Below are 14,613 nucleotides of genomic sequence, written 5' to 3'. Positions count from 1 at the left end.
GACGGCCCGGAGGGGCCCCGGGTCAGGAGGCCACGGTCTCGCCAGGCGGGAAGCGGTCCCAGACGCGGTGCGCCCCCAGCAGCTCGGTGACCTGCGCGAGTACGGCCTGCGGGTCGTCGGACACCACGATGCCCGCTCCGCCCTGCGGACACCCGGCGGCGGCCAGCACGTCCGCGCCGCCGCCCCAGGCGCCGAGCGCCTTGGCGTGCCGGTAGACCTCCGAGACCAGCAGCAGCACGCGGGGGTCGACGTTGCCGCCGCCCGCGCTCTGTGCGGCCTTCACGTCCCGCGCGCCGTAGGCGTCGTCGCCCATGCCGGGTGCCCCGGCGATCAGCACCGCGTCGAACTCGACGGAGCGGGCGTTGGCGAAGGTCCGCTGCGCGAGGACCGGGCCGCCGTTGCCCGTCAGTTCACCGCCGTGCGGGGCGATGACCAGCGGCACCATGCCGCTGTCGTGCACGGTGGAGCGGAGGCTGCTCAGGGCCGCCAGGTCGCTGTTCTCGTCGGCGATGATGCCGATGACCCGGCCGTCCGTCGGCCAGGTGTGGCCGAGCTGGGAGAGCGCCGGGCTGGGCTCGACATCGGCCAGGGGTGCCGAGGGCTCGGGCGCGGGAAGGCCGAGCCCGGCGGCGACGCCGGCGCACAGCCCGGGGTCGATGTCGGCCAGTACCCGCAGATTGCGTTGCTTGATGGCGTCCTCGTAGCACTTGCTCAGCTCGAACGTGTACGCGGCGATGACGTGTTCGCGTTCCACCGCGCTGAGGCTGAGGTAGAAGCGCCGCGGGTGGCTGGTGTGGTCGGCGAAGGAGGCGGGAGCCGCCCTGACCTTGGATGCCTGGGGCACCGTGACCGGCGCCTCCACGTACGCCCCCTCACCGGCGCCCGCGAAGAACGGGCAGCCGCCGTCGAGGGAATTGGGCTGGTACGGGGCCACTCCGCTGTGCACGCCGGTCTGGTGCATGCCGTCGCGCAGCATGTCGTTGACCGGCGCGTGGGTCCGGTTGATGGGGAGCTGCGCGAAGTTGGGGCCGCCCAGCCGGGTGATCTGGGTGTCGATGTAGGAGAAGAGCCGCCCGGCCAGCAGCGGATCGTCGGTGATGTCGATCCCCGGCACGAGGTGGCCCACGTGGAAGGCGACCTGCTCGGTCTCCGCGAAGTAGTTGGACGGGTTGGCGGTCAGCGCCATCAGCCCGATCGGCTGCACCGGCGCCCACTCTTCCGGCACGATCTTGGTCGGGTCGAGCAGGTCGATGCCCTCGAAGGTCTGTTCGGGGGTGTCGGGGAAGGTCTGGATGCCCAGCTCCCACTCGGGAAAGGCCCCCGCCTCGATGGCGTCGGCCAGATCACGACGGTGGAAGTCGGGGTCGACGCCGCTTGTGATCTGGGCTTCCTCCCACATCATCGAGTGGACGCCGAGCTTGGGCTTCCAGTGGAACTTCACCAGCGTGGTGCCGCCCTCGGCGTCGACCAGCCGGAAGGTGTGGATGCCGAAGCCCTCCATCGTCCGGTAGGAGCGCGGAATGCCCCGATCGGACATGTTCCACAGGGTGTGGTGGGTGGCCTCCGTGTGCAGGGAGACGAAGTCCCAGAAGGTGTCGTGGGCGCTCTGCGCCTGCGGGATCTCCCGGTCGGGGTGCGGCTTGCCCGCGTGGATGACGTCGGGGAACTTGATGGCGTCCTGGATGAAGAAGACCGGGATGTTGTTGCCGACGAGGTCGAAGACGCCCTCTGACGTGTAGAACTTGGTGGCGAAGCCCCGGGTGTCGCGCACGGTGTCGGCCGAGCCCCGGTTCCCCAGGACCGTGGAGAAGCGCACGAAGACGGGGGTCTCGACGTCCTTGCCGAGGAAGGCCGCCTTGGAGAGGGACGAGGCGGTGCCGTAGCCGCGGAAGACACCGTGGGCCGCGGCACCCCGCGCGTGCACGACGCGTTCGGGGATGCGCTCGTGGTCGAAGTGGGTGATCTTCTCCCGCAGGTGGTGGTCCTGGAGCAGGACGGGGCCCCGCTCCCCCGCCTTGAGTGAGTGGTCGGTGTCGTAGAGCCGGGTGCCCTGCGCGTTGGTGAGCCTGCTGCCCTTCTGCGCCCGCACCGTGGGGTCGGCGTCCAGGTGTTCGCCGGTGGCGGTGTAGACCTCGGGGCCCGACTGGTCCTTCTTGGGCGGCAGCGGCTCACGCGGCTCGGTGGGCTCCTCCACAGGGGGCGGCTTCGGCCCGGGGCGGCCGGGGATGAAGGGCCCCCCGTCGTGCTGGTCGTCGTGCGTCGGGCCGGGCATGGGGACCTCCTGGAGCGAGTGGACGGGCCACCGCAGGGGTAACCGGAGGATCTTTTGCCCAAACGGGAGGTACGCGAAGTAACCGCTGATGCCTCATGACAACGGCCCGGAACGGGCGGGGCGCGCCCCTCGGCGTCGGGGACCTCAGTCCTCGTCGGGCGCCGCGTCAGGAAGGCGGACCTCCAAGAAGCCCTCCCGCACCCGCGACTCGAAGCAGGGCTGGGGCGCGGTCGCCGGACCGCCGACGTTCCAGCCGTCCGTCAGCCGGAAGGTGCTGCCGTGCCACGGGCACGTCACGCACCCGTCGGCGACCGAGCCCTGGGACAGCGGCCCGGACTGGTGGCTGCACCGGTCGGCCAGCACCCGCGTCTGCCCGGACGGTTCGCGGTAGACCAGCAGCGCCACCTCGCCCAGCGCCGCGCTGGAGGCCTGTCCCACCGGGAAGCTGTCGGCCTTGCCCACCGGGTGCCAGCCCTTGCCGACCAGGTGCTGGACCGGCTCCGCCTTGTTCGGCCCCACGGCCTGACGGTAGGCCAGGTGGCCGCCGATCATCGCGCCGGCCCCGGCGACCGTCAGCCCCGCGAATCCGAGCATCCGCCCCCGGTACTCCCGCCTCCGCGCGCGGGCGGCCAGCGAGGCCGCGTACAGGCCCAGCGCCACGGTGTTGGCGGCGCCGTGGACGAGGCCGGTGCGCAGCTGCGGCTTGTGCAGCTCGGCCCAGTCGACCGACCCGCTGACGGCGGCCGGGATCGAGGCCAGGATGCCGGTGCCGATCAGCACCCTGCTGGCCCGCCGGGTGCCGGGCAGCATGTCCAGCACGCCGGCGGACATCCAGGCCCCGAGGGGCAGCTGCACGAGTGCCGGGTGGAGGGGGTGGCCGAGCCACCGGCCGTGCAGCACGTCGCGCAGACCCCCGAGGGGGAGCTTCTGCACCGCGTTCTGCAACGGGCTGACCGCCGTATCGAGGGCGCGCAGTGTGCCGAGCCTGTCGAGCGGCCCGGCGAGCGGCAGCTTCGCCAGTCCGTGCTCGGCGGCCCGGACGGCGCGGGGGCGTTCGAGAGTCTCGTAGCTCTCGGCTTCGGACGAGGGCGCATCAGACGACATACGGCTCCGGTTGCCACGCCTGCCCGGGCACAAACGGCCCCGGGCCCGCACCACTCCGTCAGCTCTGGCGGGCACCTCGTTTCGGCGTCCACCGCGTCGGCAACCCGGCACGGACCCACCCGCCAGTCCGCAAGAAGGTGCTGGAGGCGCCCGGTCCGAGACACCGGCCCCCACGGTGCCCGCCGTTTCGGGGACCGTGCACCGGCGTTCGGGTCACTCGCCGCCGTGAACCGTTTGGGAACGTGGCACGCGGGCACTGGGGAATGCGGTCTGGTACAGGGAGGGCGACCGCATGAAACACTCCCGGGTCAGGGCCGCCCGGCGGGCCGCACTGCGCAAGGCGGCCCAGCGAGGCTTCGAAGCCGCCGACGAGAGGCTGCCCGCCGCGTCGGGCGGCAGAGCCCTGCTGCGCAAGGCCTTCCCCGAACACTGGTCTTTCCTGCTGGGCGAGTTGGCGCTGTACAGCTTCGTCGTGCTGCTGCTGACGGGCGTCTACCTCACCCTCTTCTTCGACGCGGAGATGACACAGGTCCGCTACCACGGGCCGTACGAGCCGCTGCGCGGCCAGCTGATGTCGACGGCGTACGCCTCCACGCTGGAGATCAGTTTCGAGGTGCGGGGCGGCCTGCTGATCCGTCAGATCCACCACTGGGCGGCTCTCCTGTTCGCGGGATCCATCGGCCTGCACATGCTGCGGATCTTCTTCACGGGGGCCTTCCGCAAGCCGCGTGACGTCAACTGGCTGGTCGGGATGACCCTGTTCGTCGTCGCGCTCGCCGAGGGCTTCTCCGGCTACTCCCTCCCCGACGACCTGCTCTCCGGCACCGGGCTGCGGATCGCCGAGGGCGTCATGCTGTCGATCCCCGTGGTGGGGACGTATCTCGCGCTGTTCGTCTTCGGCGGGCAGTTCCCGGGACACGAGATCATCGAACGGCTGTACCCCCTGCACATCCTGCTGCTCCCCGGCCTGCTGATCGCCCTGGTCGTCGTCCATCTGATCCTGGTGGTCTACCTCCAGCACACCCACTTCAGCGGCCCCGGCCGTACCAACAAGAACGTCGTCGGGCACGCGATGGTGCCCCAGTTCGCCGCGCGTTCGACGGGGCTGTTCTTCATGGTGGCCGGGGTGATCGGTCTCCTCGCCGCGGTGGCGCAGATCAACCCGGTGTGGGATTACGGACCCTACGACCCCGGCAAGGTCTCCACGGCGGCCCAGCCCGACTGGTACGTGGGCTTCCTGGAGGGCTCGCTGCGGCTGATGCCGCCCTTCGAGACGACGCTGTTCGGGCACACGCTGATGTGGAACGTGCTGGTGCCGGCCGTGATCCTGCCGGGGCTGATGTTCTCCCTGCTGTACGCGTATCCGTTCTTCGAACGGTGGATCACCGGTGGGGACGAGACGCCGCACGTGTGCGACCGTCCGCGGAACCGCCCGGTCCGCACCGCGCTCGGTGCCGCCGGGATCACCTTCTACGGCGTCCTGCTGCTGGCCGGCGGCAACGACGTCATCGCGGACACCTTCACCGTCTCCCTCAACGGCCTGACCTGGGCGTTCCGGGTCGCGTTGGTGCTGGGTCCACCGGCCGCCTACCTGCTGACGAGGCGGCTGTGCCTCTCGCTCCAGGAGCGGGACGCGCAGCGGGTCTCGCACGGCGACGAGACCAGTTGGGTGCGCCAGTCGGTGGAGGGCACCTTCAGCGCGGACCACGAGCAGCTCTCGCCCAGCGAGCGCTACCGCCTGGTGGCCCAGCGTTTCCCGGGGCCTCTAGAAGCGCCCGAGGGGGCGGGCGGGCCGCGCAGGTTGCGGGCGGCGCTCAGCCACTGGTACTACCGCGACGCGATCTCCCCTGCCTGGCGGACCATCGGCCACCAGAGGGAACGCGCGCACGCCGCGGTGTCGGGCGCCGGGCGCGGCTCCCGCCAGGACGTGTCCGAGCCGCGCGGCACCCGGCGGAACGAGTCCTCGCCCCGCGGCTCCCGTCAGCAGGGCGCGGCGCGGCGGGCGCTCAGTGGTCGGTCCGGGCGTACTGGAAAACGAATCCGCACACCGCGGCGCCGGTGACGCCCACCCCGATCAGGAAGAGCCACAGCCCGATGACCGTGCCGGCGCCCAGCAGGGCGACGCCGAGCGCGGTCATGGCGGGCCACGGGCTGCGCGCGGGAAAGAAGTCCAGCGGCCCGCCCCGTTCGCTGATCTGCCCGTCCCTGCGGTCCTCGGGGCGTTCGCCGCGGCGCTTGTACTGCACCGTCAGGAAGAACGAGACCAGCGACGCCATCAGGCAGGCGATCAGGACGGCGGCGGTTCCCGCGGGGTCCCTTGACCAGATCGCGTAGGGCACGGTGACGCAGGCGAAGAAGCCGGCGACGCCCGCGAAGAGGAGGGCTTCGAGTTTCACGAGGGCATCCCCTTCGTGGGCGGCTGCTGGGAGGCGGGGTCCTGTATGGCGGGGGTCTCGGGGCTGGGCGGCTCCCCTGGTCCGACAGGCACCACGCCCGGGCTCTCGGGGGCGCCCGGCTCGACGACGGCCGCCCCTTCCGCGGCTTCGGGGTGGTGGAGCCAGAAGGCGGGCGAGTCGGAGCGGATGGTCGGCAGGGCGACGAAGTTGTGGCGGGGCGGCGGGCTGGAGGTCGCCCATTCCAGGGAGCGGCCGAAGCCCCAGGGGTCGTCCTCGTCGGTCTTCGGGGCGTGCGTGGTCGTCCACCACACGTTGTAGACGAAGACGAGGGTGGAGACGCCGAGGAGGAAGGCGCCGAGCGAGGAGATGCCGTTGAGGACGGTGAAGCCGTCGGCCGGAAGGTAGTCGGCGTACCGGCGGGGCATGCCTTCGGCGCCCAGCCAGTGCTGCACCAGGAAGGTGGTCTGGAAGCCGACGAGGGTCGTCCAGAAGTGCACCTTGCCCAGGCCCTCGTTCAGCATCCGTCCGGTGAACTTGGGCCACCAGAAGTAGAAGCCGCCGAACATGGCGAAGACGACGGTGCCGAAGAGGACGTAGTGCAGGTGGGCGACGATGAAGTAGCTGTCCGTCACGTGGAAGTCCAGTGGCGGTGAGGCGATCAGGACGCCGCTGAGGCCGCCGAGGAGGAAGGTGACGAGGAAGCCGACGGACCACAGCATCGGTGTCTCGAAGCTGAGCGAGCCGCGCCACAGGGTGCCGATCCAGTTGAAGAACTTCACGCCTGTCGGTACCGCGATCAGGAACGACATGAGGGAGAAGAAGGGCAGCAGGACGGCCCCGGTGGCGAACATGTGGTGTGCCCACACCACGGCGGAGAGCATGGTGATGGCGGCCGTCGCGCCCACCAGTCCGATGTAGCCGAACAGCGGTTTGCGGCTGAAGACGGGGAAGATCTCGCTGACGATGCCGAAGAACGGCAGCGCGACGATGTAGACCTCCGGGTGCCCGAAGAACCAGAACAGGTGCTGCCACAGGACGGCTCCGCCGTTGGCCGCGTCGAAGACGTGCGCCCCGAACTTGCGGTCGGCTTCCAGGGCCAGCAGCGCCGCGGACAGCACGGGGAAGGCGAACAGGGCCAGGATCGAGGTGAACAGCACGTTCCAGGTGAACAGCGGCATCCGGAACATCGTCATGCCCGGGGCACGCAGGCAGATGATGGTGGTGATGAAGTTGACGCTGCCGAGGATGGTGCTCAGACCGGCCACCGACAGTCCCATGGTCCACAGGTCGCCGCCCATGCCGGGGCTGTGCTCAGGACCGTTGAGCGGCGCGTAGGCGAACCAGCCGAAGTCGGCGGCCCCGCCGGGGGTGAGGAATCCGCTGACGACCATGAGTCCGCCCAGCAGGTAGACCCAGTAGGTGAAGGCGTTCAGCCGGGGGAAGGCCACGTCGGGCGCGCCGATCTGCAGCGGCATGATCGCGTTGGCGAATCCGGCGAACAGCGGGGTGGCGAACAGCAGCATCATGATGGTGCCGTGCACGGTGAACAGCTGGTTGTACTGCTCTTCGGAGACGAGTTGCATCCCGGGGTGTGCCAGTTCGGCCCGCATCACCATGGCCAGGGCTCCGGCCGCGAGGAAGAAGCAGAACGACGTGACGAGGTAGAGGTTGCCGATCACTTTGTGGTCGGTGGTCGTCAGCCAGCGCAGCACCATGTCGTCCCTTCCTCAGCGTCCGAGGCCGCTTGCGCGCCGCAGGCGGCTCATAAATCCTGTGCGCCTGTTCGCCCGTGCCGCACGCCGTGCCGCCGGCGCGGCCGCGGCGGCCACTGCACCGATCGCTGCGGCCGGTGCGGCCAGCCGTGCGGCGCGCCGGTGCCACGCCGGTACGGGCTTGCGCGTGAGGTCCCCGTCCGCGCCGGCGGTGCCCTGGTGCCGGTACGCGCGGCGGACCAGTTCGGCCAGGTGGACGGAGCGTTTGCCGGTGCCCGCGTGCTCCAGCTGGGTTTTGCAGGAGAAGCCGTTGGCGACGACGTCGGTCGCGGGGGCGGCGTCGCGGACGGCGGGCAGCAGTGCCTGTTCGCCGCAGTCCATGGAGATGTCGTACCTGCCCTGTTCGAAGCCCCAGGAGCCGGCCAGGCCGCAGCAGCCTCCGGTCAGGTTCTCGGCGCTCACGCCGAGCTTTTCCAGCAGCTTCTGGTCGGCTTCGGTGCCGCCGGTGGCGCGCTGGTGGCAGTGGCCCCACAGCAGTGCGTCGCCGGCGCCGTCCAACCGGGGCGGGGTGATGTCGTAGGTGTCGAAGAACTCGGCGAAGTGGTGCACGTTGCGCCTCAGGCGCCGGGCGTCGTCGTCGTGCGGGAGGAGCTTGGTCAGCTCGTCCTTGAAGACGGCCAGGCAGCTGGGTTCCATGCCGACGACGGGGGTGCCGGCGCGCACGTGGGGCCGCAGGACGTCCAGTACGGTGCGCAGGTAGCGCTCGGCGGTGTCCAGGAAGCCGAAGTCGTAGAGCGGCCGCCCGCAGCACACGTGCGCTTCGGGCAGGACGACGGCCCAGCCTGCGGCCTCTATGGCCTCCACGCAGGCGACGCCTACGTCGGTGTCGAAGTAGTTGTTGAAGGTGTCGGGGAAGAGGACGACGGGACGGCCGCCGGGGTTGGCGGTGCCGCCGCGCTCGCGGAACCACTGCTGGAGCGTCATCGGCGCGAAGGCGGGCAGCGGCCTGCGCCGGTCGATGCCCGCGGCGAACTTGGCGAGGTGCGCGAGTCCCGGTGTCCGGGTGACGAGGTTGGCCAGTTCCGGCATGCGGGAGGCGAGGCGGGCCGCCTGGTCGATGAACCCGAAGGCGTACGCGCTGCGGGGGCGCCACCTGCGGACCGACTTGTAGTGGTGGTGGAGGAACTCGGCCTTGTAGGTGGGCATGTCCACGTTGACGGGGCAGTCGTTGGTGCAGCCCTTGCAGGCCAGGCAGAGGTCGAGCGCGTCGGCGACCTCCTTGGACTGCCAGCCGTCCTTGACGGTCTCGCCGCGCAGCATCTCGTGCAGCAGCCGCGCGCGGCCGCGTGTGGTGTGCTTCTCCTCGCGGGTGACCTGGTAGCTGGGGCACATCGTCTGGGCCGGCTCGGGCACGCGGCAGGCCCCGATGCCCACGCAGCGCATGCTGGCGTGGACGAAGTCGCCGTTGTCCTCGGCGTAGGCGAACTTGACCTCGGGGCGGGGCGGGTTGAAGTCGGCGCCGAGTTTCAGGTCCTCGTCCAGCCGGTAGGGGTCGACGACCTTGCCGGGGTTCATGCGGGCCTCGGGGTCCCAGATCTGTTTGAACTCGCGCATGGCCTGGACGAGCTCGCTGCCGTACTGGCGCTCCAGCAGCTCGCCGCGCTGCTGGCCGTCGCCGTGCTCTCCGGAGAGGCAGCCGCCGAAGGAGCTGACCAGGTCGGCGGCGTCCTCCAGGAAGGCGCGGTAGGTGGCCAGCCCGTCGGCGGTACGCAGGTCGAAGCTGATGCGCGAGTGGACGCAGCCCTGCGCGAAGTGCCCGTACATGGCGCCGCGCAGCCCGTGTGCGTCCAGCAGCTCGCGCAGCGCGGGCAGGTAGTCGGCCAGCTTGTCGGGGGGTACGGCGGAGTCCTCCCAGCCGGGCCAGTGGTCGCCGTCGGGCGGGAAGGCGGTGGCGCCCAGGCCGCCTTCGCGGACGGTCCACAGTTCCTTCGCCGTCTCGGCGTCCTGGTCGCTGGTGGTGATGCGGTCCCCGGAGTAGCCGCGTTCCTCGGTCAGCCACTGCGCGAAGCGCTCGGACTGGTCCCTGGCCTCCTCCTTGGTGTCGGCGCCGAACTGGACGAGCAGCCACGCGGCGCCGCCCTGCCGGGGCAGCTGCTCGATGGAGGCGAGGTTCATGTGCTGGAGCTTCTGGTCCTGGATGAGCTGTTCGTCCAGGGCCTCCAGGCCGATGGGGCGGAACTGGCGGCAGCAGATGTCGGCGTCCCTGGCAGCGTCGGCCAGGTGGTCGTACTCGACGACGACCAGTGTGCGCTCCAGCAGCGCGGGGGTGAGCAGCACCTGTGCCTGGAGGACGGTCGCGCAGGTGGACTCGGTGCCCACGAGGGCGCGGGCGACGTTGAAGCCGTTCTCGGGCAGCAGTTCGTCCAGGTTGTAGCCGGACACGCGGCGCGGCATCTCGGTGACCGAGGGGTAGGAGGCCCTGATGGCGTCGGCCCAGCGGTCGCGCAGGTCGCGCAGGCGCGCGTAGATCTCTGCCTTCGGGCCGCCCTCGGCGATGATCGACTCCAGGTCCTTCTCCTCGTCGACGCCGACCCAGAAGCGGTGGCCTTCGCTGGTGACGATCTCCAGCGCGTGCACGTTGTCGGAGGTGCGCGGCCCCGGCCCGTACAGCTGGGCCTGCACGGAGTGGGTGCCGCAGGAGTTGTTGCCCAGGTTGCCGCCGATGGCGCAGCGGGAGTGCGTGGAGGGGTCGGGGCCGAAGACGAGGTTGTGCGAGGCGCCGGTGCGGCGGTTGAGCTCTTCGTTGATGACGCCGGTCTGCACGGTGACGCGGCGGTTGTCGCCGTCGACCTCGCCGATGTGGGTGAGGTACTTGGAGTGGTCGATGACGACGGCGTGGTTGACGGTCTCCCCTGACAGGCTGGTGCCGCCGCCGCGGTTGAGGACGGGCGCCCCGTACTCGTGGCAGATCCGGTGGACGGCGACCACGTCGTCCAGGGTCCTGGGCACGACGACTGCGATGGGCACCTGCCGGAAGTTGGAGGCGTCGTGGGAGTAGAGCGCCTTGGAGGCGGTGTCGAAGCGCACCTCGCCCTCGACGGCGTCCTTGAGCGCCTTGGCCAGCCTGCCGACGGCGATCACCTGCCGGGCACGCGGCGGCCCCGGGACCGTGGGGGAGGTCTTGGCGGGGATCTGCTCGCCGCGGGCTGGGGAGGTCTTGGCCATGTGGGGTCGCCTTCAATCGTGAACTCGTCGGTACTGCTACGGGGGTGTGCCCGGTGCACCGCTGCGGCGCGACGGGCCGCGGCGGTGCCGTCAGCCGGGGCGGTGGCCGTGGACCCGGTAGGGCTCGGCGTCCGCCCACCGCACCCGGATGCCAAGCCCGGGGCGGTCGTGCGCGGGCCGCAGCGCTCCGCCGACCGGACGCAGCACCCCATCGAACAGGAGTTCTTCGACTCGTACGTGATCGTGGAAGTACTCCAGATGGCGCAGCCGCTCCACGGCGCAGAAGGCGTGCGCGGAGGCAGCGGGCGCGCAGTGCGCCGACAGGTCCACGCGGTGTGCCGCCGCCAGCCCGGCGACCTGGAGCAGCCCGGTGATCCCGCCGCAGCGCGTCACGTCGGCCTGGAGGCAGTCCACCGCACCCGCCTGGAGCAGGGCTGCGAAGTCTCCCAGGACGAAGCCGTACTCCCCCGCGGCGATCTCCAGCCGCCCGGGGCCCTGATCGCGCAGCAGCCGGAGCCCCGCGGTGTCGTCCGAGGAGACCGGCTCCTCCAGCCACCGCACGTCCCACTCCCCGGCCATCCGCCGCGCCCAGTAGAGCGCCTCCTTGCGGCTCAGGGCACCGTTGGCGTCGGCGAACAGCTCGGTGTCGGGCCCGATGGCCTCGCGGGCCGCCGACAGCCGCGCGGCGTCCTGCCCGGGGCGCCGGGACGTCTTGATCTTCACTCGGGGAATGCCCTGCTCGACCCAGCCGGCGAGCTGGTCGGCCAGCAGTCCGTGCGCGTAGTTGGTGAAACCGCCGCTGCCGTAGACGGGCACCTGGTCGTGCACAGCGGGCAGCAGGCGGTGGAGGGGCAGGCCGAGCAGCCTGGCCTTGAGGTCCCACAGGGCGATGTCGACGGCCGAGAGCGCCATGGCGCCCACCCCGGGCCGTCCCGCGTTGCGGACGGCGGCGCGCATCCGGTGCCACAGGGCGGCGGGCGCCAGCGCGTCGCCGCCGGTCACCAGCGGAGCGAGCTGCGAGGCGACGAAACCGGCGGTCGAGACGTCACCGTAGGTGTAGCCCACACCGGTGCGGCCGCCGCCCTGCACCTCGACGACGATGGCGGTCGTCGCCTCCCAGCGCAGTGTGCCGTCCTCCTCGGCGCCGTCGGGGCCGTCGGTCGGCACGGAGAAGGCGTGGACCCGCACGCCCTCGACGCGCACCCCGTCCGCGCCGCCCACCGGCCCGGTGGGACCCGTCACCCGCCCGGGATCCGCTTCATGCGTCTGCCGCGACGCGCCCCTCGTGGTCACCCCGCGCCGTCTCCTCTCACCGCCCGGTGGCCGCACCGCGGCCCGCACAGGGGCCACCGTCTCGCTTCGCCGACCGGTCATGGGTACCTCGCGGGGAGGCGGCGAAACGGGCGCTGGTACGGGCGGACGCGCCCCGCCCGGTGGCGACGGGACCCACGTGGCCGCGGCACGGGCGGACACGGCACGGCCGGCGGCTCGGCCCGGGCGGGCGGACGCGGCTCGGCCCGAGGCGTCGGCGGGGCGGCCACCGGTTTGCGGGCGTCCACGGCGTGGGACCCGGCCCCGGACCGTCGCGTCAGCCACGTGAATGGGAGCACCAATGGCGCAGCAAGTAGCCGACTACGTTCTGGCACGCTTTCGCGAGTGGGGGGTCCACCGGGTCTACGGCTACCCGGGCGACGGCATCAACGGCATGCTCGGCGCCTTCGACCGTGCCAAGGGTGATCCGGAGTTCATCCAGAGCCGGCACGAGGAGATGGCGGCGTTCATGGCGTGCGGACACGCCAAGTTCACCGGCGAGGTCGGTGTCTGCGCCGCCACGTCGGGTCCCGGCGCCATCCACCTGCTCAACGGCCTGTACGACGCGAAGCTGGACCACCAGCCGGTCGTGGCGCTCGTCGGGCAGCAGAAGCGGCTCGCGCAGGGCACCCATTACCAGCAGGAAGTCGCCCTCGAACACCTCTTCGCCGATGTCTCGGAGTTCTGTCAGATCGTCATGGACCCGGGCCAGATGCGGCACGTGATCGACCGGGCGTTCAAGACGGCACTGACGATGCGCGGTGTCGCCACCATCATCGTCCCCGAGGACGTCCAGGAGTCCGAAGCCGTACCCTCGCCGCCCAAGTCGCACGGGTCCGTCTACTCCAGCGTCGGCTGGAGCCGGCCGCGGGTGCTGCCCAACGAGGACGAGCTGCGCAAGGCGGCCGACGTCCTCAACGAGGGCAAGAAGGTCGCCATGCTCATCGGACAGGGCGCGGCGAACGCCGAGGCGGAGGTCGTCGAGACCGCCGAGGTGCTCGGCGCCGGCATCGCCAAGGCGCTGCTGGGCCGCCAGGTCGTCTCGGACGACCTGCCGTTCGTCACGGGCCCGATCGGGCTGCTCGGCTCCAAGGCCAGCGACGAGATGATCATGAACTGCGACACGTTGCTCATGGTCGGCACCAGCTTCCCCTACGCCGAGTGGCTGCCCGACGAGGGCAGTTGCAAGGGCGTCGAGATCGACATCGACGGCCGCATGATCGGCATTCGCTACCCGATGGACGCCCACCTCGTCGGTGACGCCAAGGAGACACTCAAGGAGCTGCTCCCCCTGCTCAACCGCAAGGAGGACCGCTCCTGGCGCGAGAAGATCGAGGAGAACGTCCGCACCTGGGACGACGTCCTGGAGAAGCGGGCAGGACAGACCTTCGAGGGCAAGATCAACCCGCAGGCCGTCGCCCACGAGGTCTCCCCGCTGCTGCCGGACAACGCCCTCCTGACCGCCGACTCCGGCTCCGCCACCAACTGGTGGGCCCGCCACATCAAGCTCCGCAAGGGCATGCAGGCCAGCCTCTCCGGCACCCTGGCCACCATGGGCCCCGGCGTCCCGTACGCCATCGCCGCACGCTTCGCCCACCCCGACCGCCCGGTGATCGCCTTCGTCGGTGACGGCGCGTTCCAGATGAACGGCATGAACGAGATGATCACCGTCAAGCGGTACACCGACCGCATGGCCGGGTCCCCGCCGCTGATCTTCTGCGTCTTCAACAACCAGGACCTCAACCAGGTCACCTGGGAACAGCGCGCCATGGGAGGCGACCCCAAGTACGAGGGATCGCAGTACCTGCCCGACTTCCCCTACGCCGAGTACGCGGAACTCGCCGGCCTCAAGGGCATCCGCTGCGACGACCCGGAGAAGGTCACCTCCGCCTGGGAGGAGGCCCTCGCCAGCGACCGCCCCGTCGTCCTGGAGTTCGTCGTCGACAACGAGATCGCCCCCATCCCGCCGCACATCATGAAGGAACAGGCCAAGAAGGCCGTCAAGGCGGGCATCCGCGACCCCGAACGCACGGGCATCGCCGCCCGCGGCTTCCGGCAGAAGCTCACCGACATGTACGAGAACCTGCCCGGCCGCAAGCACGACTGAGCCGCGGCACGGGCCACCGGGCCGCGGGCCCGCGGCCCGGTGGGTCCCCCGCCGGGCACATTTCTCCCGTCTCGCTGACGGTCCGTCTCCCGGCTGACTACCGTGAGCCGCATGGACGATGACTGGGACACCGACCCGGCGGACACGTGGCCACTGCCCCCTGCGTGGATGTGGGGGTGCGAGACGTGCGCGGACCTGTACGGGGCGATGAAACGGGCCGGCGAGGTGTTCGGCGCCGCGCTGGAGGAGCTGGGCCCCTCCGTGGACTGCGACCCCTTCGACACGGTCGTCACCACCCAGATCCGGCTCGCCGAACACCTCGCCGTCCGGCACCCCGAACAGCTCCCCGAAGAGGATCCGACGTGCGCCAAGTGCACGTCACCGGAGATGTTCCAGCTCCCCGAACGCTTCCTCCTCGAACACCGCGCACGCCACCTGTTCGCCCCACCGAGCGTCGTCGACCGGCTGTGAACCCCGCGCGGCGCG

General features: G+C 71.0%; 9 protein-coding genes. 3 read left to right on the top strand and 6 right to left on the bottom strand.

Annotation, left to right across the window (positions count from 1 at the left end):
- Positions 1 to 22 precede the first annotated feature (22 nt).
- Positions 23 to 2,272 (bottom strand): catalase, encoded by a 2,250-nt coding sequence (locus DQ392_RS24055; protein WP_114017794.1) that lies wholly within the window; start codon positions 2,270 to 2,272, stop codon positions 23 to 25.
- 144 nt (positions 2,273 to 2,416) lie between these two features.
- The gene (locus tag DQ392_RS24050) at positions 2,417 to 3,376 is read right to left on the bottom strand and encodes a Rieske (2Fe-2S) protein (protein ID WP_114017793.1); all 960 of its coding nucleotides are present in this window, start codon (positions 3,374 to 3,376) and stop codon (positions 2,417 to 2,419) included.
- A 292-nt stretch (positions 3,377 to 3,668) separates the two neighbouring features.
- Here DQ392_RS24050 and qcrB point away from each other — a divergent pair, with 292 nt between their 5' ends.
- On the top strand, positions 3,669 to 5,438 hold the full coding sequence (qcrB, locus tag DQ392_RS24045; RefSeq protein ID WP_114017792.1) for a cytochrome bc1 complex cytochrome b subunit: 1,770 nt from the start codon (positions 3,669 to 3,671) through the stop codon (positions 5,436 to 5,438).
- On the opposite strand, the gene ctaF is transcribed toward qcrB, so the two are convergent.
- The 4 genes from ctaF to DQ392_RS24025 form a co-directional block, all read right to left on the bottom strand.
- Positions 5,383 to 5,772 (bottom strand): aa3-type cytochrome oxidase subunit IV, encoded by a 390-nt coding sequence (gene ctaF, locus DQ392_RS24040; RefSeq protein WP_114017791.1) that lies wholly within the window; start codon positions 5,770 to 5,772, stop codon positions 5,383 to 5,385. The genes qcrB and ctaF overlap by 56 nt on opposite strands.
- Positions 5,769 to 7,487 carry an aa3-type cytochrome oxidase subunit I gene (ctaD, locus tag DQ392_RS24035; protein WP_114017790.1) on the bottom strand — a complete coding sequence of 573 codons (1,719 nt, stop codon included), beginning with the start codon at positions 7,485 to 7,487 and terminating at the stop codon, positions 5,769 to 5,771. The genes ctaF and ctaD overlap by 4 nt, the downstream gene beginning before the upstream one ends.
- A gap of 12 nt (positions 7,488 to 7,499) precedes the next feature.
- Entirely contained in the window at positions 7,500 to 10,709 is a 3,210-nt protein-coding gene (locus tag DQ392_RS24030) for an FAD-binding and (Fe-S)-binding domain-containing protein (protein WP_114017789.1), read from the bottom strand.
- 90 nt (positions 10,710 to 10,799) lie between these two features.
- Complete coding sequence (locus DQ392_RS24025) at positions 10,800 to 11,951, bottom strand: enolase C-terminal domain-like protein (RefSeq protein WP_245981862.1); 1,152 nt, start codon at positions 11,949 to 11,951, stop codon at positions 10,800 to 10,802.
- A gap of 370 nt (positions 11,952 to 12,321) precedes the next feature.
- Between DQ392_RS24025 and DQ392_RS24020 the strand changes: the two genes are divergently transcribed.
- Positions 12,322 to 14,127 (top strand): thiamine pyrophosphate-requiring protein, encoded by a 1,806-nt coding sequence (locus tag DQ392_RS24020; RefSeq protein WP_114017787.1) that lies wholly within the window; start codon positions 12,322 to 12,324, stop codon positions 14,125 to 14,127.
- 111 nt (positions 14,128 to 14,238) lie between these two features.
- On the top strand, positions 14,239 to 14,598 hold the full coding sequence (locus tag DQ392_RS24015; RefSeq protein WP_114017786.1) for a hypothetical protein: 360 nt from the start codon (positions 14,239 to 14,241) through the stop codon (positions 14,596 to 14,598).
- Positions 14,599 to 14,613: the final 15 nt, after the last annotated feature.

The sequence above is a fragment of the Streptomyces reniochalinae genome (assembly GCF_003323735.1).
Classification (GTDB): Bacteria; Actinomycetota; Actinomycetes; order Streptomycetales; family Streptomycetaceae; genus Streptomyces; species Streptomyces reniochalinae.
This window is presented reverse-complemented; position numbering and strand designations above follow the sequence as displayed.